Below are 21,748 nucleotides of genomic sequence, written 5' to 3'. Positions count from 1 at the left end.
TGATAACGAATACCACGTTGCCGATTAAAACTTGCCAAGCTCTAACACGGTTTCAGCAGTGACTGTATTGCCTTTATAGGTTTGAACCGTGACATAATATTCATGGCCACTACCACCAGAACAAGGTGGCATATAAGCCCCTTCCTTGTCCCAGCCAGCACCGCGATGTTCTGCAATTATCTCAAACCCTTTTGGCATCTCATAACTGTGTCCAGCCACAATCGGCAACTTAACCGCAGTTGCGCCTTTTGGTAGGGTGTAATTCATAATGCCATGCCCGCCATTGTTCATTTTTTTAGAGTCGCGGTCACTGTATACCAACACGACACTGTCTGACCCTGCTGGAATATCAGATACGCTCAGCTTGGGTGTACCTGGATTGACCCCATCAAATTTTTGGCACTGTTGCCCCTTGGGTATCGTTTCTCCATCCCATTTACTATCCACAAAATTTACATCGAGCGCAAAGGCGTAAGAAGACGTGGTTAGTAACGTCAGTAAAGATAGGTATTTGATAATACTTTTTGATCGAACAAGTGATTGAATAGAGGTCGACATCGTAAATTTCCTGATAGCTAGTTAGACTGAATAGGTGAAAAATCTCTTATAAAAACACTAATATTAAGACTGTTTTAAAGTTAATTATGCGGAAGCTAATTCTTCTGAATTCGAGCTATTCTCACCTGGTGTAAAACCACCAAACGCATTGCGTAGCTCATGAGTAATCCTGGCAAGTTGCGTCGCATTTTCAGACCCTATCGCCTCATATATTTCTTGATCTAATTCGTGCCATACTTCATAAATCTGTGTTAATAGACCTTTCCCGTGCTTGGAGAGCTTGAGGACGTTACTGCGCAGCTCATGCTCATCGACACGTCTTTCGATTAAACCTGCTGTCAATAAGCGTGCTGTCATCGTGCTCATGCTTGCGGCAGACAATCCAAACTCGTCGGCCAACTGCACTTGCGATGCTTGCCCCATTCTTCCGAGCGCATCTAACACACGTGCTTGACGCGGCATAACCTCCAAAGGGGTCAGTTTGGTACGCAGACGCTCTTCGATGAGATGACCACAATGCAAAAAAAAGTGAAACTGATAAGGTTGATTAGGCATATTAGATATTATTTAGTTAGCATATTAATTGTTAGTATACTAACTATATAACACTATTGCAAAGAATGACGTTAATCTGCATAGCATTTTATACATATGCTTCATAAATAAAGTGTTATGTAGATTACATACACTAAATCATAAGGAATTATAACGGCATCTAAAATTGTGGAATTTAAAGAAAGGTAACGATATGGTCAGCTATCCGTAATTTTTACCAAATAATTCCCTCTGTATCAAAAATGGAAAATATTTAAAGTTGTTATAATAGCAACTTATTGTTGGCTAAAAACACCCCAAACCTATTGGAAATACAACGGTTTTAAACTTATACTTTAGTATTTTTCGACTTAGAAGGAGTGAGAGATGCAGTTTTTAGGGATGATAAGTCAGCAATTGAGTCGATTTACAGCATTGGTTATTATTTTGGCAGCGGCAGTGACATTTATAGAGCCTGCGACTTTTTCTTGGGTAACAGGCGATACCCAAGTCATCGTGCTGGGTGTCATCATGCTTGCTATGGGTATGACATTAGGCAAAGAAGATTACAAAGTATTGGCCAAGCGCCCACTAGATATTTTTATTGGTTCTATCATTCAATATACCGTGATGCCAATATTGGCAATTGGCGTGGCTCGCCTTTTTGATCTCTCACCCGGCTTGACACTCGGTCTGGTCTTAGTCGGCACTTGTCCAGGCGGCGTGTCTTCGAACATTATGAGCTATCTGGCTAAAGGTGATGTGGCATTTTCAGTAGGTATGACCACTGTCTCAACCATCATTGCGCCTTTAGTAACACCACTTTGGTTGAATTATTTGGTGGGTCAATCTGTAGAAATGGATGGCTGGGGCATGTTCCGCTTTATGCTTCTAGTGACGTTGTTACCAGTCGCTATTGGTTCTATGTTAAACATTTTATTTCACAACAAGCACTGGTTTAATGATGTGCGGGCGGTGATGCCAGGCGTTGCGGTGTTGGCTTTTGCCGCGATCGTCGGCGGCGTTGCAGCCGTATTTGGCAGTCAGTTCTTACAATCGGGATTGGTCGTCATTTTAGCCATTGCCGTACACAATATCATCGGCTATGTATTGGGCTACTACTCAGGCGCATTCTTTGGTATGAATAAAGCCAAAAAACGTACCATATCTATTGAGGTTGGGGTGCAAAATGCAGGCTTGGCCACGGGTTTAAGTACCAAGTTTTTCCCTGGTAATGCAGAATCAGCCATCGCTGCTGCCGTTGCTTGTATCTGGCATTCTGTATCCGGCTCTATATTAGCAAACCTCTTTGCTTGGTGGGATAAGCGTCAGAAAGCAAAATTTCCTACTTCTATCGATGCCGAAGAAATCGTAGATCTTGGTAAACCCATCAAAAATAGTTAATATTGAAAAAGGTAAGACTGAAAGCACTACGCTAGGGTATGTCATCTATCTTTCTGATATAAAGACCCACAATCTAAATGATGATACGCCCTAGATTATTAGCTACTAGCCAGCTAGTTCAATATAGTCAAGTCCATATAAATCCGCTACATCGTCATCCTCGCTAAGCATACTAATGTATAACTTGCACTCGGTTTCCTTGTATCGAAATTATATTGAACCGACTATAGCAATACCCTTGATCGCAACTTCATATCTTAAAGCAAATTTATTAAACGACAGTTAATTCATTTTAAAGTACTGTCGTAGAGTGAATGTGAGTTGTTTGACAACTTTGATAAGTTCTAAATGTATTCCGCGAGAAAAATTTATACCAGTGGCACATTAGTTTTGCTATGGTTAATGTGGTAAATTGCTTGGACAGTCAAAATAATAAAAGCAGCCAATGAATACCCGTCAATAACAATATATTAAAATCATGATTTTCATATATTGCCAACCCATTTAATGAGAAGGTTAATGATGACTATAGATAATAACGTATTACGTGAGCGCATCAGCTTATTAGGATCATTTTTAGGCGATGCGATTTCTCGCCAAACTGGCGAAAAAACAATTCACACGATTGAAACTCTACGCAAAGGTTTTATTCAACAACGCCGTGAGCCTAACGAAGAAAATAAGCAACAGCTTATCGACTTCATTGCCTCTTTAGACAATCAAACCTTAAAAAATGTCATCCGTAGCTTTTCTATCTATTTTTTCCTAGCCAATCTAAGTGAAGAAAACTACCTACGTGAGCAACGCCACGCCCAACGCATGCAGTCAGAACATAGCTGGGAAGGCTCGTTCCGTCGTACGCTACTTGAGTGCCGTGAGCGCAATATCGAACCTGCCCAAATGCAAGAGCTGATTGATCAGCTAAAGTTCATACCTGTATTCACCGCCCATCCTACGGAAGCTCGTCGCCGCACGACGATGAACATGTTGCAAAGCCTATTCACACACAGCGATGCGCTAAACAATCTGGATAAAAACAGTTTCGCTTACGAGCAGGCAAAAGACCAAACTGCGCAAACGATTGACTTATTATGGTCATCTGATGAAGTGCGTACACGTAAGCCATTGGTTTATGATGAAATCAATAATGGACTGCACTACTTTAATGCCAGTTTGTTTAATGCCATTCCTAAAGTGTATCGCAATATTAAAAAAGCCATCATCGATATCTACCCAGAGCTGACAGATTATCCGTTACCTGCATTTATTAGCTTTGGCTCTTGGATCGGTGGCGACAGAGATGGCAATCCTTTTGTGACTTTTGAAACCACAGAACGTGCTGTATTGATGCATGCGGACACGGTGTTACGTCACTACCAAGTATTGCTCAAAAAACTGCGCCGCCAGCTCATTCACAGTGATACGATCGTGACGGTCGAGCCTGAGGTGTATGCCAAAATCAAAAGTTATGACGAACTCGATCAGCGAGTATTTGACTACAATCTCGATGATTACAGCAATGAGCCTTATCGTCGACTGCTCTCTATCATCCTGACTAAAGTCAAAGCCACCAATCGCCGTATTCAAAGCAAAGGCACGGATATCGAGGCCGAAAAAGACGCTTACCGCAATCCAGAAGAGTTATTAGAAGACCTACGCATTATCCGTCATAGCGTGAATACTCATGACACAGCACATGCAGATGGATTATTGCTCGATGTCGTTCGTCTGGTTAAAACCTGCGGCTTTCATTTGGCAGCGCTCGATATCCGTCAGGAATCGTCTTATCATAGCGAAGTCATTGCCGATATTTTTGCCAGTGCCTCTAACCTACCAGACTATCAAGCGCTCAGTGAAGTAGAGCGTCGAGAGTGGCTGACACGCTTGCTAGAAAAACCGGGCACACCGCTCATTTATACTGACAACCTAGCAGACAAAACACGCGAGCAGTTGGCGCTGATGAACTCAGTCGCCACCCTACGCAAATTGGTTGGTCAAGACACCTTTGGTAGTTACGTCATTTCAATGACTAATAATGCCAGTCAGCTACTAGAAGTGTTGCTGTTAATGCGGTTTGCAGGCTTATGTACGATTGATGCTGACGGTCAATTGTCTGCTGACCTACCTGTCGCACCGTTGTTTGAGACCATCGAAGATCTTAAAAACATCGATAAAATCTTGCCTGCCGTGTTAGATAATCCGCTGTATCGTGGACTGCTACAGAATACCGATAACACGCAAGAGATCATGTTGGGTTACTCAGACTCATCGAAAGATGGCGGCATCATCACCTCGGCGTGGCAGCTTTATAGTGCACAGCAAACCATCAACCATATCGCTGAACAATATGGCATCAAAACACGCTTGTTTCATGGTCGCGGCGGATCTGTGAGCCGTGGTGGTGGATCAACGCATAATGCCATCGCCGCACAGCCCGCTGGCACGCTACATGGTCAGATTAAAGTGACTGAACAAGGCGAAGTGCTATATGCTAAGTATGCCAATACTGACACCGCTGTGTTTGAGCTGACCATGGGTATCACGGGCACACTCAAAGCCTGCTCTTCAAGGTTTGTGGTGCAACCTACTGAGTTACCAAATTACGAAGCGCTTTTTGCACGCTTAGCAGACGCAGGTGAACAACGTTATCGTGAGCTGACCGATCATACCGAAGGGTTTTATAAATTCTACTCGCAAGTGACGCCAGTACAAGAAATCTCTCTGTTAAACATTGGCTCACGTCCAGCCCATCGCAAAAAAGGCCTACCAAGCAAAACCACCTTGCGAGCGATTCCTTGGGTGTTTGGTTGGTCATTGGCACGATTTACCCTACCTGCTTGGTATGGCGTCGGTAGTGCGCTGCATAGTGTCAAAGCTGACGAAGCATTAATGAAAGAGATGAATAAGCACTGGCCGTTCTTTAGCGTGTTTATCAGCAATATCGAGATGGCTTTTACCAAGTCAGAGATGAATATTGCAGAGGCTTATAGCCAACTGTGTGATGATGAGCCGTTACGCGAAAAAATCATGACAGCGGTCACCGATGAACACACGCTGACCAATTCAGGATTAAACTCTCTGCTTGAGCAAGATTCTTTATTATCCAATCAGCAAAACCTTGCTTCATCCCTGCAATGGCGCGACGCTTATCTAGACCCGATTAACTATATCCAAATCGAGCTGTTAAAGCGTGCTAGACAAGCAGATAGCACAGATAATATAGCCAGCAGCGAGCTAAATAATTTGCAAGTTGAAGACCCATTAATCCGTAGTATTAATGCACTAGCAGCGGGTTTACGCAATACAGGTTAAGACAGCGTTCGGATAAATAGAACGCTGATAAAAATAGTTATTAAACATTGAGGTTTCGTTCGCGAAGCCTCAATTTTTTTCATTATGCTTTAATATACTTCAAAATAAACAGATTATTTTTAGTAGCGCTAGAAATAATCATGTCAACTAAGATATTCGATATCGTACTCACTGGTCATAGTCAAAGCAGGTTTGGCGGGTAATCTTATCTAAACCAGTTGACAAGACACCATATTCCATTGAGTAGCCATATTCGCTTGTACCAAGGCATCATGCAGTGCTTCGGACACAAATACATAACTCATCAATAAGGGGTCATGCCATAGGTCTAGCTCGCAGTTTAGTGCTGACTTATTAACTAATAGTTGTTTATCCTTAACAGGTACACCACTAGTGCCGTACTTATCTCTACCTTCCATAGTTGGAAATCGCTTAAAAACCTTATCGACCTGTGGGTATTGAATGTATTCTCGTCTTTCACACAGATTAAGAAAGTAAAAAGTCTCCTCACTACACAGCTGCTGGGTCTCAAGGTTGTAGATTTGTACTGGCGTGAGCGTACTTTCCCCTAAGCGAAACTACTGTAGCAGCTGGGCACAGGCTTGAGTAAGCACAACGCCACCACTTCTCACAAAAAAGATATGTTCAGACGACGGCGGTAGCTTGGTGTCACTACTCTCTACCCACAAGCTGTCTGGTAAGTGCTCGGTCTCAAAAAAACCACTGCTAGCTTTGGATAGTTCCAGCCTATCTTCTTTATACATTTTTTTTATTTCTAATAACTTAGGATCAGCTGTTTTTTCCCTACTTTCAAATATTTTCCAATACTTAGGAAAACCATATTTTTTACTATTGGCAGGATAGATATCATAAAAATTGACAGAAGTCGTCATATTAAAGCCTGACAGCCAGACGTTGTTTATATTGCTCATTTATTTTTCCTTAGTTATAGCGTGTCCTCAATTAGCACATTAATATATTTAGTGGCCTTAAAATGGCTAAAACCTCTCCAATTAATGTCTGCAGATGTGACAGCATAGATCAGACTTATCAAGACAACCATCCCAAACTAAACAAATACCAGATTTTGCCGACCATACTTGGATAGTCACCATGTGGTCTTGCCGTGCCCATCATATCTATCATAAAGGCGCCCACAAATATCATGGCAATAGTCGCAATAGTAATACCTAAGCTGTAAACCACTATCTTCCACATAGGCTGATTGCGCTGCTCAAGGTTGCCTGCTGGTAAATGCTTGTTCAAATCATAAGGGTCACTGGGATCAATCTGACATTCCGCCTGAATATCTGGACTAAAACAATGACGGTAGCTGGTCAGCATAGAGATTACTCGTCCTGCATAGCGCAGTGCCAATAAAGGCAGAATAACCAATGTCACTGGATAAAATCTAAACGTGCGTTCAGGATACTCTATATTTTCGTGAGAGTAATATAGTACATTGAGTATCAAGCGCTTAAATGACATGAGCGGTGTTTCACGTTTCTTATGAATGGGATAGATATAACGTATGGCTTCTTTGACTTCTTTTAGTTGCTGATCATCGCCTTCCATATAACGACGGATAAACTCAAAATAACTGATTAAACTCTGATCTATGACATTGTTTTGAAAAGCGAGTGCAAACATACCTGTCACGGTTTCGCCATCCTTATCAAAGGTAACCGCTCTGATGTCTCTGTCTTCACTAATATAGGCAATAAAAAAGGTCAATTCGTCCCAGTTATACACCTCTACTTTACGGTCATATTGACGGACATAAACCTTACGGGTTTTGCGGTTAAAGCGGATAGGATAATGCCATGTGGTAAATAACTCGGTTGAGAGTATGTTTATTAGAAAAATAATTGTTATGAACATAGAAATAAAGAAAAATACTGCTACTCCTAAAGAGAAAACATCAAAATTATTTATTAAATCTGCTAAAACAAATTTATAAAGAGTGGTAATTGAAAGAGTAATAAACAATAGAAACAATCCCCATCCTACCGCATCACCACGTCTTCTTTCATTGCGACCCGTGGTTTCTAGATAAGTTGAATTAAACTGTACCACCGTTTGCTGTGGCTGTAACGGCACATCATAGTTTTTATCTTTTTCCAGCGGCACTCTTTTACGGATGCCTTTCACATCGTCGAGCTTTTGCCCAACTGCCTGATAACCAGGGGTCAAAAATGGTGGCTTCTTCGTCAGTCGAAACCGCCCTTCCATATCTACAACATATCCACTCATTATTCATTATCCTAAATTTCTATGGCTGCGCTGTTTTCTGCTTTACAGAGACATGCTAGAAGATGTTTTTGCCCATATCATCAGAATTTTATACTTTAGGCGTTGCAACTAAAAATCCAGTCTAAATCCATCGCAACAACAGCAAATCCCACAGTATTTTAAAGAAACTAGGATAATCACCATGTGGTCGCGCAGCACCGATGATATCAATAATAATGGCGATTATCGATAAAGAAGCAAGCGTTGCAACTACCATCATTACGACATAAAACACTTTTTCTAACAAGGTGGCAGGCTTCATGAGCGCTGGTATCGGCGGGTTTTTATTTAAATCAAATTTATCGTTGGGATCTACATCACATTGGACTTCTATTTCAAAAGGGAAATGCGGCGTGGTAGACGTTAATACGGCTAAACGACGTCCCAATAGCTTTAAAAACCAAAAAGGAATATTAATCATAAACGTCCAGTCTAACTTTAAAGTGTCTTCTGGATATTCCATATCATAGAAATCTTGATGATATTCAAATAAAGAACGCTGTACACTTTCTTTAAAGGTTTCTTTACGTTGATGGACGGGAAAGATATGACGGATACTACTGGCTACCTCAGCGAGCTCGCTATCATCTTTGGCAGACATATAGCGATTAACAAATTCAAAATGACCGTATAGTGCCTCATCTACATCAAGATAACGAAAAGGCAGACTAAAAGTGCGTTGGATAATACCCTTGTCATCCACATCGCTGCAGCGAATATCCCAAGGTGCATTGGCATCGGTCTGCATTTGTATCTTTAGACGACCCCAGTCATAGGTTTCTACTTTTTTATTGGCACCCATGACATAGACCTTGCCCTCTTTGCGATTAAAACGAACGGGAAAATAGGTGTAGGTAAACAGTTCTCTGCTAAGACGTCTTAATAATCCATAGAAAATAGCAAAAAGTATTGAAGTGAGAAGTATAAATGCAACAAAGTATAGACTTATACCATCTTGAATAAACATCATTCTTAGCATTAAAAAGAAAGTACCGATGCCAAATAATACAACTATCAAAATAAATAATTGACTCCAAACAATCTCGCCACGGATAAAGTCCCACATGTCTACCAGCTCCATATAGGTGCTATTAAACTGTACGACAGTACGCTGCGGACGTAGTGGATAATCAAGCTTCTGATATGGGCGCAGCTCATGTTGTAAATTATCTACTTTATAGGCTTTACCTAAGGTATCGTAGGTTCCGTTTTTTCCGCGGCCTATCATGTCGATCATCGTTTTACTCCGCCGTCTTTATTAAAGCATTTTCATATGCTTGGATGGCTTGTTTATTGTTGTTTTCATCTAAGCAATCACCAACATCACATATAGTATCGAGACGATAAACCATGTCGCATTCACGGCTATGCCTGAATACCACTTTAGTTTGACCTTTATGTTTTTATTGTCAAAGGCTGCTTGGCGCTCTGCGGTGACAGGCAACACGTTATATGGGTTGTTTTTTCCATCCCACTTAAGCCGACGCTGCACTTCAGGATGTAATGCAGGATTGGCACTGGACTGGTATATATTACCTTCTGCTAGATCTAAATAACTCACCGTGCATGCTCGCAACCACTCCATTAGACTTACGTCATGAATGGCATTAGAGTGATAGGCGTCCTTGGATACATGCACAATGTCAGCACAGGCAAGTAATGAGCTGCTCATGTCTGTTGGGCATTCCTGAGCGTATTCGATATCTAAGGGTAGCTCATCGGCTGGACGTTCCATATAGGTACGGATAAACGCCCATTGGTCGTAGGGGTTGAGTCTATGATCATCAAATTTAATCGAATGAATCAATTCGTCTGTTGTTTTATCAACAATATGCAAGTTAAGAGACTCAAATTTAGTACCTTCATTACCTCTGACAGAGGCAATAATATTTTGATAATCAATCAAATGAAAGATAGGTTCTTGCTTTTTATTATGTTCATAATAGGCAATTTGTTGAGTACTTTTTAGTAGCAGAATTTTGTAGTAGCGAGACTTTTTGGTTCTAAGCTGTTTTAAAGTTAGAATAGGTGCAAACCCAAAAATTGAAATAATACTAAAAAAAAGTATTATATCTATCCATTCGATTATATAGTTAGGTGATGGATGTAATGCTATAGTAGTAAAAATAAAAAGCATTTGGCCAAACAGCCATAATGATCCATAAGATGCCAACAAGGATACATTTTGGATAGAGTTTATTGACGGGTGGAATAATAAATAATCTGGGTTAATTTCATGTATAAGCCCACTTAGCCTATATACACTGTATTCTTGCTCGTTGAAGTCAGTAATCTTACCTTTGTAAGGACGGCCAATTATTTTACCTATAGGAAGCTGTCGAGGTATGGGTAATATCATATCGGAACTCAATTAAACTTTATTATCAATTAGCTTATTTTTACTAAACATTATTAAGTGCTATCCAAGCAACGAGACTGGCGTTAACCGCGATCGCCACTATCCATCTGATATTTATTTGCCAGTTTTTACCATCAAAAGCTTTTTGAGCCTCTTCATCAATCAGAAATCGGACTCAAATCACGCTTATCTATCCAACCGAACTTAGTACCCTCTTTATAAGCAACTTTCACCCAGTCCTCATTTTGATCAACAGCTTCAATTAAATCACCTTTGATGTAATAATTCGGTTTGGATCTAGACTTGAATTTTTCATTGAGAATTTCTGCTTGATCTGTTTTGACCGTGTACTTGGTCGGAGGCAAAGGACAGTTTCTGACAAGCTCATCAGCTTCTGTTGGATATGAACCAATCAGGGTAATAAAATTATCTATACTAGACTTATTGTGGTCAATACAATAATACTCTTCACCAGTTGCTATAGAACCCTCAGTTGATGCGTTTGCTATATACCACTTACCGTTTTCAAATGTATAGTAAAAAGTATATTCAGATCTCCCTGTAGAATATTGAGTACTTATAATAAATCCCGAGTGGTCTCGACGCGGTAATATGTTGGATAAAGACCAACCTGTCTCAGTGGTATAGCTTTGCGTACTCAAGCTCAGTGTGTATTTACCACTTTTGTCTCGAGTAAGTACATAGAGTTCATTGCCCTGAAAAAAATCATTATCGTCATTAATACGACTAACCACTAAGTCGTCTATGTCATCCGCATTGACATCGAAAGTAAATATTTCAAACTGATCTTTTGGTAAGTCTTTTTTGATTTCCTGCAAAGATAGCAGCCCATTAAAGGTGAACGCTTCAATCGTGCCATACATTGGCTGCTTAGGATATATTTCAGTTGCTGCTTTAGTAGCATCTTCTATATCCTTAGCCTTGTAGACTTCTTCAGAATTAATTTTGTTTGAACCTTTGTTATTTGATTTAGCAAAATTTACATAAAACTTAAAAGGATCTTGGTCTATATCCTCTTTTGTATTAATAAGCTTCCACGTACCATCAAAGTAATAAACCAATTTTTTTGGATTGTCTTTTATATAGTAGGGAGAGTCGAGATCCTTAGTGAAAACTAAGTCACTTTTATCAATAACCCTAACAAAGATCTCAAAGTTATTTTTTATTTCGTTCAGCGTTAACGCATTAACATCATCTACAACTGAGTCAAATTCAGACATCTTATTTGGAATAAAGAGATTATTTTTAGGAAACAAAAAGACCTGAATATCTCCAAACCTGTTGCTATCACTATATATACAACCGTAGTCAGGATAATAAAAATGACCTTCATTGAAAGTGAATAAATTATTCCCATTACATTTGATTATGCTGTCAAAAGACACTTTCTGATTTTTAACGATAGTTGCCTTATCCTGCCCTAGTGTGCGGTCAGTATTCTCTAGAGTACTATCATTTGGATCGTTAGCAGGAGAATTAACTGAACAAGAGACCAACATTATCGAAAAACATATGAATAACGGTTTTAAAATTTTTGACATTTAGAGAGCCTTTCCATCATCGAAGGTACATTCATATTTATTGCTACCGTAGTCGATTTGACCTAAACCAACCAGCGCAAATGAGACAAGTCCGCCGTCAGTGGCGACTATGCTTGACCAATGCAGGTAAGGATTTATATATGGCTTTTTTTATTTGGATATCTTTAGGCTGGCTATTGGGAATCATCATTCACATACATGCTATATTTAATCGACTATATTCTAGTTTTATTTATATAGCAAAGCAAGGCTATCAACGCCCAGTTTTTATGAAATACAACGTCAATTCAATGTTTCGTTTTAAATGAGACTTGTTATATATAGAAATTTGTCGCAATATATTGATCAGTTTTTCGACTATTATCCAATCTTAAATATACTTAGACCAAACGAAAATGATTTAAGATTAGATATTTCGCCTTATTTTTTTATAACATATAACTGCCTACTTCTATGACTTTAAAGCCCCTGCTCGTATCTTTATTTATCTTGCCTTTATGTACCCTCTCTGCCTGTGCTAACACGCCTACTACCTCAACGGACAGTAATGGCGTACCGCAAACTCGTAGCAATCTAACGGCAGATGAACAACAGCAGTTAGACGATTTTATAGTTAAGCAAAAGGCTAATATGCGCTTCATCGAAGGTGGTAGTTATGAGATGGGTGACTTTGGGCATAAAGTCACTATCAATGGTGGTGGTCCTATTAGCACCAGTAAAAATAATAAGCCTCTTCATAAAGTAACGCTTGATGGCTTTAGTATGAATGCTTACAAAGCGACTTATGGTGATTTTGATATCTATAGTATGGCAACGGGACAAGAGAAAGTCGGTACTCAGGTCTACATGGAAGCAATACGTCAACCTAATGCAGCAGCTGGTATTAATTGGCAAACTGCTCAAAACTACTGTCAGTGGCTTGGTCAGCAGCTAGATGTACCTATGAGTCTACCGACTGAAGCTCAGTGGGAGTATGCCGCGCGTAATCGTGGTAAATATGTGCTATTCCCAACTGATAACGGATGGATAAACGGTGGGCGTAATATAGCTACATTTGACGAAATGAGTGAACTCTCAAGTAAGTATCGCACCAGTTTAGCTATACCTACTGTCGGTCTGTACCCGCCCAATACATTAGGACTGTATGACATGACCAATCAAAACCTTGAGTGGATGACTGACTGGTATAGCGAGGATTATTATGCTAACAGTCCTGAGCATAACCCAAAAGGCCCTAAGACAGGCACTAAAAAAGTCGTACGCTCTGTCAATGCTGATTGGGGAGATGCACAAAATGTACGAGCCAACGGGTCAATTACTATCATGCGAATCAAACGCTTGCCAACAGCGCCTGTTGATGAGTTTGAAAAGCAAGAGAATGAAGGTAAGACCAATTATGATTATAATACATCAGCTCGCTGCGTCGCTAATAGCTCGCAGGATATAAGCTGATCACCTTTAGTATCATGACTCTTGTTTCTCAACAATAAAAATTAAGCAAAAGACTTAACACCATAATTGATATTACCTATTAGGTGATTCGTAATTCATTGTTTGAATAACCGATCTTAGCAATATACCGTAAAATATATTTTTACTTCATGTATATGTAGGGTCTGCTCCAATGGAAACGCCTCAAGCAACACCATCTCTAGACATAGCAGCAATTGACTACCATATAGACTCAATTGCACTCATTGACCGCGCCATTCAAATACGCTGGAATGATGGTGTCGACAGCACCTATCACTATATCTGGCTGCGTGATAACTGCTCATCTGCTTTTCATCCGCAAACTGGCGAGCGTAGCTTTGATTTACTGAGTATCTCAAAAGATATCCATCCATTATCCGTCTCTTTTGATGAGACAACGCTGACGATTGAATGGTCAGAACAAGCGCATCTCAGCCACTTTGAACAAAGCTGGTTACGTGAGTTTGGGTATTCTAGTGCATTGGCAAAAAACCATAGCAGTCCTTATGAAAGTTGGGATGGCACGTTTATTGACCACATCCCCATGTATGACCAGCAGAGCATCATGACCAGTGACAGCGCTTTATATGAGTGGATGAGTGCACTGGATAAATATGGGCTTACTATCATTGATAATATGCCAGATGACTCTGATGCTGGCGTACAGACCGCCATGCGAGTCGATTATCTGCGTCAGACTAACTTCGGTATGACCTTTGATGTTATATCAGAAAAGTCACCAATCAATTTGGCTTATACCTCGCTCTCATTACCTTTGCATACCGACTTGCCAAATCAGGAATTGCCTCCAGGCTATCAATTTTTGCATTTTTTGAGTAATGAAAGTATAGGTGGCGAATCTACTTTCGTAGATGGGTTAAAGGTGTTAGAAGGGTTACGAGAAGAGCAGCCTGAGTATTTTCGCTTGCTGGCCGAATATGCCATCCCCTTTCGTTTTCATGACAGCGCCCATGATATCCGTGAGCACCACCCCGTCATCAATCTAGACAACTTTGGTAATATTGTGGAAATCAAATACAACGCACATCTGGCAGATGTTTTTGATTTGCCGAGCGATATTATGTACGACTACTACCTTGCTTATCGAGAGCTGATGGCTCGACTAAAAGACAATCGCTATAAAATTGAGTTAAAACTAGCAGCTGGTCAAATGGTGGTCTTTGATAACCGCCGAGTCCTGCATGGGCGTAACGCCTTTGATGAAAACGTCGGTGAGCGTCGTCTCAAAGGCTGTTATGTCGACCGCTCAGAATTTAAAAGCCGTTTACGAACCCTCGAAAAGCAGCTTGCTTAAAATGATCCGCAAGCTAACGGATGCTGTGATTGTGATATAAGTAGCCAACAGCATCAGTACTTGGTTCAAGGTCTGTTGATGACTCTAAGCTGCTTCCCTTCATGTTTTCTTATAGAAAGCATAAATGCTATATCAAGCAGCTTTGCGACCTTTCACAAATAAAACCATGCTAATAATGACACTGAACACGCTGCACATAATAAACACGTTGTGCGCGCCGCCCGGCATGTACTCCATAAATGACGTGAAGAACTGCCCAGAAAAAACTGCCATCGTAAAGTAAGATAAGTTACGGCCACGTACTTTAGCAGCACTTAGCTCGACAGTCATATGGTTCAACAGCGGAATACTAAAACCAAAGCCAATGCCGATCAATAGTGCGCCTAATGTTAATAGCAAGGTGCTGGTTTGCGTAAAGCAAATATATGACAATGCAAATGCTAAAAATGCCAGTGCCAAAACTTTGGGTTCATTCAACCATCTAATAATTTTTGGCATAAAGCCTGCGGTAACGACAGCAACCAAAGAGATAAAGGCCAATAGTTGACCGATTTGTGATTCGTTATAGCTCAACTCATTCATAGTGATGGGCAATAACACGGTTGAGGTGAAAAAGATGGTCATCGCTAAGGTTGAGATAAGATACACATTTTTTAGCGATAGGCCACTAATGATGGTTTTGCTATCGTCTTCAGCAATCTGTGTATTCTCTGCTGTAGCGGCATGATGCCGTGGTACAAACAGTAATAGCATGGCCAAAAATACCCACGCCATTAAATAAATCGATAGCGGTAATGCCCAGAACTGTGAGGCCAGCAACCCACCTAAAAATAAGAATATGACCCCGCCCAGCTCTACTGCCATGCCTTGTTTAGCAATCATCTTTAAGCGAGCTTCGCCTTGATACCACGTGGAGATTAGTACCGTACAGCTCGCCATGACAACCGATGTTATACCGCCCAATAAAAACCGATTGCTAAACACCTGCGCTGGCCCATGTAAAAGGTAAGCACTGGCACCTGCAAGTCCGTATAAAAACAAACCGATTATCAAGAGTTTGTACGCGCCATATTTATCGATTAACTTGCCAGCCAGTGGCGCAAATACCACCGCACCCAATGACGGCAAGGTGATCAATAGCACGCTGTTGTCGGTAATGCCCAAGCCTGCCGAAATACTGACCAAGCCGGGTGCCAGTAACGTGCCGACCATAATGGTCAAACTGGCAATACACAGTAAGGTAAAACTACCTGCCGTTTTTAATTGATTCATATGTGTTCCTAGTCGATTCGATATCTATTACTGATATCGCTTATTTTTTGGCGAATGAATTAAATATTGCGCTGATGATGATAAAGACGATGCTGACCACCACTACTCCTGGCCATTGGTATAAGGCAAAGGCTTTGACACCCGCCATAGACCCCAATGCCCCACCTGTGTAGTAACCCAACATATAAATACCGTTGATGCGGCTTTGAGCTGCCGGATCGATACTAAAAACGCGAACCTGATTGGCCACTTGCGCACTGAATACAGCAAAATCGATTAAGATAATACCGACAATCAACGACACCAAATTACCTGCAAACAACCCTGTAATAGCGAAGCCTGTGGCAGCCAGTGCCAACGCAATCATGACTAAGGTTTTAGAGCCCAATTTATTGACCCATTTGCCAGAGGATTTAGCCCCTATCACGCCTGCCAACGCAATCACACCAAATAGTCCTGCTTGCTGTGCATTGTAATTAAAAGGCGCATCGCTGACATAAATCGCCAGTGTTGCCCACAGTACGTTGAATGAGGCAAACCAAAATGCGCCTGCAAGGGTGAATTTTTGCAGGGATTTGTGTTTTATAAACAGTGCCAAGCTACTTTTGATAAGCGGAAAGTAACGCAGTGTGGTTTGTGGGGTGTTGGTTGGCAAAAATACTCGCAGTAATATCCCAAAGATAGCGGCAAGTGCTGCAGACATCACAAACACGCTGCGCCAACCGAATTGCTCCCCTACAAACCCACTTAAGGTTCTAGACAGCAGAATACCTATGGTCAATCCCATCATGAGAGTACCAAGGGTTGCGCCCTTGTTTTCAGGAGACACCATGGATGCGGCAAAAGGAATGAGCTGCTGGGTAATATTGGCGCTGACACCAATCAAAAACACCGATAGCAGCAGTACGGGTAAACTGGGTGATATCGCTGCAAAAACACAAGCCGCTACTAATAAGCACGACAGAATACCAATCAGGCGTCTACGCGCAATCGAATCGCCCAAAGGTGAGAGGAACAGTAAAGCAAAGGCATAACCAAACTGTGTCAATGCCGGAATACTGCCCAGTTGTGAGTCGGTCAAATCAAATTCATGGCCAATGAGCGGTAAAATTGGCTGATTGTAATAAAGGTTGGCGGCGGTTGCGGCAATCGCTGCGGTCATTAACAGTAGAATAAATCTGCTTAATGATTGGCTTGATGATTGGTTTAGTACTGGTACTGGCTTATCCATTGTTATCTCGGCTTAATAAATCATGCCGCAAGTATAGAGCCTATCAAGCCATAACAAAAATGATAGTATATGATTGAATCCATACAAGTACTGTATAGATAAAAAGTTAAGATTGAGCAAGATTTTGATGAAAGATATTAATAAAAGGGATTGATGATATGGATATAAAAACACTCAAAAGCTTTATGGCCGTTGCCAAGCACCAGAGCTTTTCGGAAGCGGCGCGTGAGCTGTATACCGTACAACCTGCCATCAGTCGCCATATCTCATCGTTAGAGACAGAATTGGGGGTTGTTCTGTTTAACCGTACTTCTCGTGAGGTGACTATCACACCCGCTGGCGAGCAACTACTGAAAGACGCTGCTGTTATTTTGAGCTTAACAGAGCAAGCGAAAACACAAGTTAAACGAGCACATGACGGACAGGTAGGTACGCTCAATATTGCGCATTTAAGCTCAGCATGTCTGACCTTTATGGCCACATTGGTACGCAGTTATAAAGCCCAATTTCCGCACGTGCATGTGTCCTTGTTTGAGATGACGGTGACCGAACAGATAGAAGCGTTTAATAATGACCGCATCGATATTGGTTTTTCACGGCCGCTACCGAGCGCTATTGCTAATGACTTTGTTAGCCACAGTATTTATATCGATAAATTGGTGGCGATTGTGAACCAGAGCCATGCCTTAGCCGATCAACAAACTATTGACTTGGCGCAGCTAAAAGATGATAAGTTTATTATTTTTAACCGTGATGAAGCGGTTGGTCTATTTGATGAAACCATCATGCTATGTAAACAAGCTGGGTTTTCGCCCAATATTATCAGTCAACCCAAGCACATGCAGACATTGGTAACCGAGGTAGCTGCAGGCTTAGGCGTGGCGATTGCGCCTTATTGCGTACGCAAACTGTATAGCGAGGGCTGTCACTTTATGATGCTAAACAACGTCAGCACACACATACCCGTGCATATCCAATACAAGCGTACCAATAACAGTGCAACGGCTGCCGCTTTCGTAGCGGTTGCGTTGAGCGCGACAGATGACATACAGCAAAGCATGGCGTATTAAACCCACAAAAAAGCCCCATTCGTCTGGTTTATAGAAAAATGGGGCTTAATACTATTCACATATCAACATACAAGCTCAAAGGTTACTCATTATATCTTTAGCACTGAACAGATTTACCAATACGAGAACCATCAACTAGCAGAAACAGGCACTTTGCGAATCAGCCATAAGAAATATGCGCCACCAATAATGGCCGCCACAGTACCCGCAGGCAGCTCATAAGGGAAGATAACATAACGCCCTATCCAATCTGCTATCACCATCACACCTGCACCGAGCAAGGCGGCCAATGGCAATTGACGCTCAATCTTTATCGCACCTAGCGACGTTGCCAAATGTGGCACCATCAAGCCAATAAAGCTCAGTGGCCCGACAGCCAATGTACTGGCCGTACTCAGTGCCGCTACCAATACCAACAATGCAAGGGTCACGGGCTTGACGGCGACGCCCAAATTACGAGCCACACCTGTACCCAAACCTAGGATACGCAAAGGTTTTACTACCAGCAAACTGAGTGCAAACAGAATAAAGGCAATCGTAATAAGATACCAAACCGTACTAGGCTGGGCGCTATAGGTCGTTCCTGATAGCCAGCTAAGCATCGCTTCTAGACGCGGGTCGCCAGATATCTTCACCATATGCATCACCCCATCCATCATGGCAGCGATCCCAATACCGACCAATAATAGATAGCCCGAGCTTACTCGACGTGCCAGCCAAATAACCAATAGCAACACCGCCATGGCACCAGACAATCCTGAGATGAGCAACGTACCCGCACCTGCGGACAACCCCAAACTAGGCAGCAGTAAAAACCCTAAAATAACGCCAAGCGCAGCGCCCGAGCTGACCCCCAATACTTCTGGGCTTGCCATTGGGTTGCGCGTGAGCGTTTGTAATAGCACACCAGCAATGGCAAGCATTAGACCTGTTGCCGCCGCGCTCAAACTGCGAGGCAGTCGATATTGCTGAGTAATGGCCCAGTCGGTACTGAATACCCAGCCATTGATATCTTGGACGAACAAACATGCCAACGCGATGAGCGCAACCACACCAATACCCCAACGCCATAATACGACCGGTTTATCCTTACCGGTAATCATTGGGGTTACGGTCTCTATCTGCTCACGGCGCTGACGCAAAATCAGCCAGATAATTAACGGAGCACCGAGGATACCCGTCATTGCACCTGCTGGAATTTGCATATCAAGTATAGGCTCTAGCAATAGCGCAACATTACTGGTCAGCCATAGTAATAGCGCACCCAATACGAAGGCGACGACTAAACGCTTGCTAATAGAAGAAATACCCAGCGCATTGACCAGACTAGCAGCACCCAATCCGATAAAGCCAATCAGCCCAACTTCACTCACGACCAATGCAGTTACGATCGCGACGAGCAACACCACCAACGCGCGGATACTATTAATAGGTACGCCTAAACGCTTGGCTTGTAAGTCGTCTAAGCTCATTAGCGTCAGTGGTTTTAACAATGGCAGGCATACGACCAGCATCACAACTGAGGTTATCGATAGCGTCGTACTGGTATGCCAGCTATTCTGTGCCAAAAACCCTGCAGCCCATGACAACATACCATTGCTGCGCTCCGCGAAAAACAACACCAATACATTGGCCACAGCAGCGAGTAAGATATTTACCACTAAGCCGGCAAGTATTAAAATCAACGGGTTAAAGCGACTGGGTGCTGACAAGGCAAATACCAAACCCATACTGATAATCGCACCGACAAACGCGACATAAATACCACCATAAATTGCCAAGCTTGGCAAAAACAAGGTCACGATTAGCATGGCCAGTTGCGCACCCACACCGACACCCAAAGTGGTATCTGATGCCAATGGGTTTTTGACCAATTGCTGGAGTAAAATACTGACGACCCCAAGCAGTCCACCTGCCAATATTGCCACGATACTGGTTGCAACCAAATGCAGCTGTTTCGCCATACTGGCAATATCTAACTGTGAGCTTGGCATCAACAGATCACCAATCGGGCGTGTCCACTCTTGAGCGATTAACGTCCAACCACTCCATAGAGACAAGGCCAGAAGCACAATGAACATGCTCCATAGTCGCCACAGACCACTAGAGGTAGAAGCATCTGACCGAGGTGACTCTGGAGATGGAGGTAATGGGTCTGGTAGATTTTTCGTGTTCTTTAACGGCTTAGACAACGAAGGCGATGAAAGTGAGGACATAGAATCAACATTATTAGTAGTATTGTCAGCAGGCAGGTTATGAGGATGCTCGGCGGTATGGATGCTCATGAGGCTGCACCACCTTTTAGTGTGACATTTGATAAATTATTTGCCAAACCGACCAGTGATGCCATGCCGCCATAGATCCATACTGGCGGTAACTCGCCCACACAACGAGCATGACCATAGCTTAGACGCTGCCAAATCAAACTGTCATCAATCTCAGCACGCGTGATTGGACTCAAAGGATTAATAATCAATAGGCAAGTATCATTATCTAACGTGGCCAAATCACCCATACGTATCGGTACAAAACCCCATTGATTGCCCTTACCCAACACATCGAGCTCTTTGCCCATGTGCGCCAATGCAGGCTGAAACAAACTGTTTGCCACATACATACGCATATTATTGGCATCAGCAAACTGAACCACAGCGAATTTTTTTACATTTGGATAGCGCTGTTGCAACCGTTCACTAGCAATGCCTATGTCATCATTACTTTTTACAATATAATCTTCAGCCAATTTTGGCTCATTAATCAGCTTACCTAATTTGCGAGTTGGCTCAGTATAATCGGCCCATGTCGCGGTATCCCCTTTGGCTGCGAACATCACAGATTCAGCAGGGACATCACCATATAAATTGCGGGCATGTTGATAAAATGAATTATCTACAACCAAATCAACTGGCAACTGCGCTACCAACTCGGCATTAGGTTGATAACGAATACCCAAATCAATCGTCGCTGGCGGTAATGTCGGCGTCCCTACCCATCTGTCCCATACTCTAACATCGCCCGTGGCAATCGGTGGATAGCCCATGGCCGTCAAGGTTGCTGCGTTGCCCCAATCAGGCGAGGCAATATTAATTTTCACATGCGGTGCGCCGTCTACCTGAGCAGCTGTTTGAGCAGTTGCCTGAACGTCTTTTTGCTCAGTCACTGGCTCCTGACATGCGGTTAGCATAGTGGTTAATGCCAAGCTGACGACAAGAGACAACCTCTTTAGTCGCACCTTTGGAGAGTCTGGTGAGCAGTTTTTGCTTGACGGTTTTACGGCGTGTCTGGAGACATTTTTAGAATGGTTATTTTGATAAAGAGCAGGGAACATAGCGACCTATCTTTTGAGCGAATAAGATGAAACAGGCG

Annotated in this window: 17 protein-coding genes; 5 read left to right on the top strand and 12 right to left on the bottom strand. The window is 42.2% G+C overall.

The features are described 5' to 3' along the window. Positions 1–24 precede the first annotated feature (24 nt). Together I6E83_RS06090 and I6E83_RS06085 are read right to left on the bottom strand one after the other, a co-directional pair. A complete protein-coding gene (locus I6E83_RS06090; RefSeq protein ID WP_197100412.1) occupies positions 25–558 on the bottom strand; it encodes a hypothetical protein in 534 nt (177 codons plus the stop codon). 84 nt (positions 559–642) lie between these two features. Continuing rightward, positions 643–1,113, bottom strand: a complete 471-nt coding sequence (locus I6E83_RS06085; protein WP_197100410.1) for a MarR family winged helix-turn-helix transcriptional regulator — start codon at positions 1,111–1,113, stop codon at positions 643–645. A 366-nt stretch (positions 1,114–1,479) separates the two neighbouring features. Between I6E83_RS06085 and I6E83_RS06080 the strand changes: the two genes are divergently transcribed. After that, on the top strand, positions 1,480–2,496 hold the full coding sequence (locus I6E83_RS06080; RefSeq protein WP_197100407.1) for a bile acid:sodium symporter family protein: 1,017 nt from the start codon (positions 1,480–1,482) through the stop codon (positions 2,494–2,496). Between the two features lie 522 nt (positions 2,497–3,018). After that, positions 3,019–5,808 carry a phosphoenolpyruvate carboxylase gene (ppc, locus tag I6E83_RS06075; protein WP_197100535.1) on the top strand — a complete coding sequence of 930 codons (2,790 nt, stop codon included), beginning with the start codon at positions 3,019–3,021 and terminating at the stop codon, positions 5,806–5,808. 209 nt (positions 5,809–6,017) lie between these two features. Here ppc and I6E83_RS06070 read toward each other — a convergent pair whose 3' ends face one another. The 6 genes from I6E83_RS06070 to I6E83_RS06045 form a co-directional block, all read right to left on the bottom strand. Beyond that, positions 6,018–6,227 (bottom strand): hypothetical protein, encoded by a 210-nt coding sequence (locus I6E83_RS06070; protein WP_197100405.1) that lies wholly within the window; start codon positions 6,225–6,227, stop codon positions 6,018–6,020. 159 nt (positions 6,228–6,386) lie between these two features. Further along, positions 6,387–6,740, bottom strand: a complete 354-nt coding sequence (locus tag I6E83_RS06065) for a hypothetical protein (protein WP_197100403.1) — start codon at positions 6,738–6,740, stop codon at positions 6,387–6,389. A gap of 118 nt (positions 6,741–6,858) precedes the next feature. After that, complete coding sequence (locus I6E83_RS06060) at positions 6,859–8,061, bottom strand: DUF6708 domain-containing protein (protein WP_197100401.1); 1,203 nt, start codon at positions 8,059–8,061, stop codon at positions 6,859–6,861. 121 nt (positions 8,062–8,182) lie between these two features. Further along, positions 8,183–9,337: a DUF6708 domain-containing protein gene (locus I6E83_RS06055; protein ID WP_197100399.1), complete on the bottom strand. Its 1,155-nt coding sequence runs from the start codon at positions 9,335–9,337 to the stop codon at positions 8,183–8,185. A 69-nt stretch (positions 9,338–9,406) separates the two neighbouring features. Further along, positions 9,407–10,459: a hypothetical protein gene (locus I6E83_RS06050; protein WP_197100397.1), complete on the bottom strand. Its 1,053-nt coding sequence runs from the start codon at positions 10,457–10,459 to the stop codon at positions 9,407–9,409. A 158-nt stretch (positions 10,460–10,617) separates the two neighbouring features. Then, positions 10,618–12,021: a hypothetical protein gene (locus I6E83_RS06045; RefSeq protein WP_110924379.1), complete on the bottom strand. Its 1,404-nt coding sequence runs from the start codon at positions 12,019–12,021 to the stop codon at positions 10,618–10,620. Positions 12,022–12,474: 453 nt separating this feature from the next. Here I6E83_RS06045 and I6E83_RS06040 point away from each other — a divergent pair, with 453 nt between their 5' ends. Together I6E83_RS06040 and I6E83_RS06035 are read left to right on the top strand one after the other, a co-directional pair. Beyond that, on the top strand, positions 12,475–13,473 hold the full coding sequence (locus tag I6E83_RS06040) for a formylglycine-generating enzyme family protein (RefSeq protein ID WP_197100395.1): 999 nt from the start codon (positions 12,475–12,477) through the stop codon (positions 13,471–13,473). Positions 13,474–13,645: 172 nt separating this feature from the next. Further along, positions 13,646–14,809 (top strand): TauD/TfdA family dioxygenase, encoded by a 1,164-nt coding sequence (locus tag I6E83_RS06035; RefSeq protein WP_197100385.1) that lies wholly within the window; start codon positions 13,646–13,648, stop codon positions 14,807–14,809. 132 nt (positions 14,810–14,941) lie between these two features. On the opposite strand, the gene I6E83_RS06030 is transcribed toward I6E83_RS06035, so the two are convergent. Further along, complete coding sequence (locus tag I6E83_RS06030) at positions 14,942–16,081, bottom strand: MFS transporter (RefSeq protein WP_197100377.1); 1,140 nt, start codon at positions 16,079–16,081, stop codon at positions 14,942–14,944. A 40-nt stretch (positions 16,082–16,121) separates the two neighbouring features. Next, the gene (locus I6E83_RS06025) at positions 16,122–17,312 is read right to left on the bottom strand and encodes an MFS transporter (protein WP_197100376.1); all 1,191 of its coding nucleotides are present in this window, start codon (positions 17,310–17,312) and stop codon (positions 16,122–16,124) included. Positions 17,313–17,470: 158 nt separating this feature from the next. Between I6E83_RS06025 and I6E83_RS06020 the strand changes: the two genes are divergently transcribed. Next, the gene (locus I6E83_RS06020; protein ID WP_197100374.1) at positions 17,471–18,382 is read left to right on the top strand and encodes a LysR family transcriptional regulator; all 912 of its coding nucleotides are present in this window, start codon (positions 17,471–17,473) and stop codon (positions 18,380–18,382) included. Between the two features lie 131 nt (positions 18,383–18,513). On the opposite strand, the gene fhuB is transcribed toward I6E83_RS06020, so the two are convergent. Next, positions 18,514–20,667, bottom strand: a complete 2,154-nt coding sequence (fhuB, locus tag I6E83_RS06015; protein WP_227680832.1) for a Fe(3+)-hydroxamate ABC transporter permease FhuB — start codon at positions 20,665–20,667, stop codon at positions 18,514–18,516. Continuing rightward, the gene (locus I6E83_RS06010) at positions 20,664–21,710 is read right to left on the bottom strand and encodes an ABC transporter substrate-binding protein (protein ID WP_227680831.1); all 1,047 of its coding nucleotides are present in this window, start codon (positions 21,708–21,710) and stop codon (positions 20,664–20,666) included. The genes fhuB and I6E83_RS06010 overlap by 4 nt, the downstream gene beginning before the upstream one ends. Between the last annotated feature and the right edge of the window lie 38 nt (positions 21,711–21,748).

Origin of the sequence: Psychrobacter sp. SZ93C1, assembly GCF_015864635.1 — a bacterium.
GTDB classification, from domain to species: domain Bacteria; phylum Pseudomonadota; class Gammaproteobacteria; order Pseudomonadales; family Moraxellaceae; genus Psychrobacter; species Psychrobacter fozii.
The sequence above is the reverse complement of the archived record's forward strand: the minus strand, read 5'-3'. Positions and strand labels throughout refer to the sequence as shown.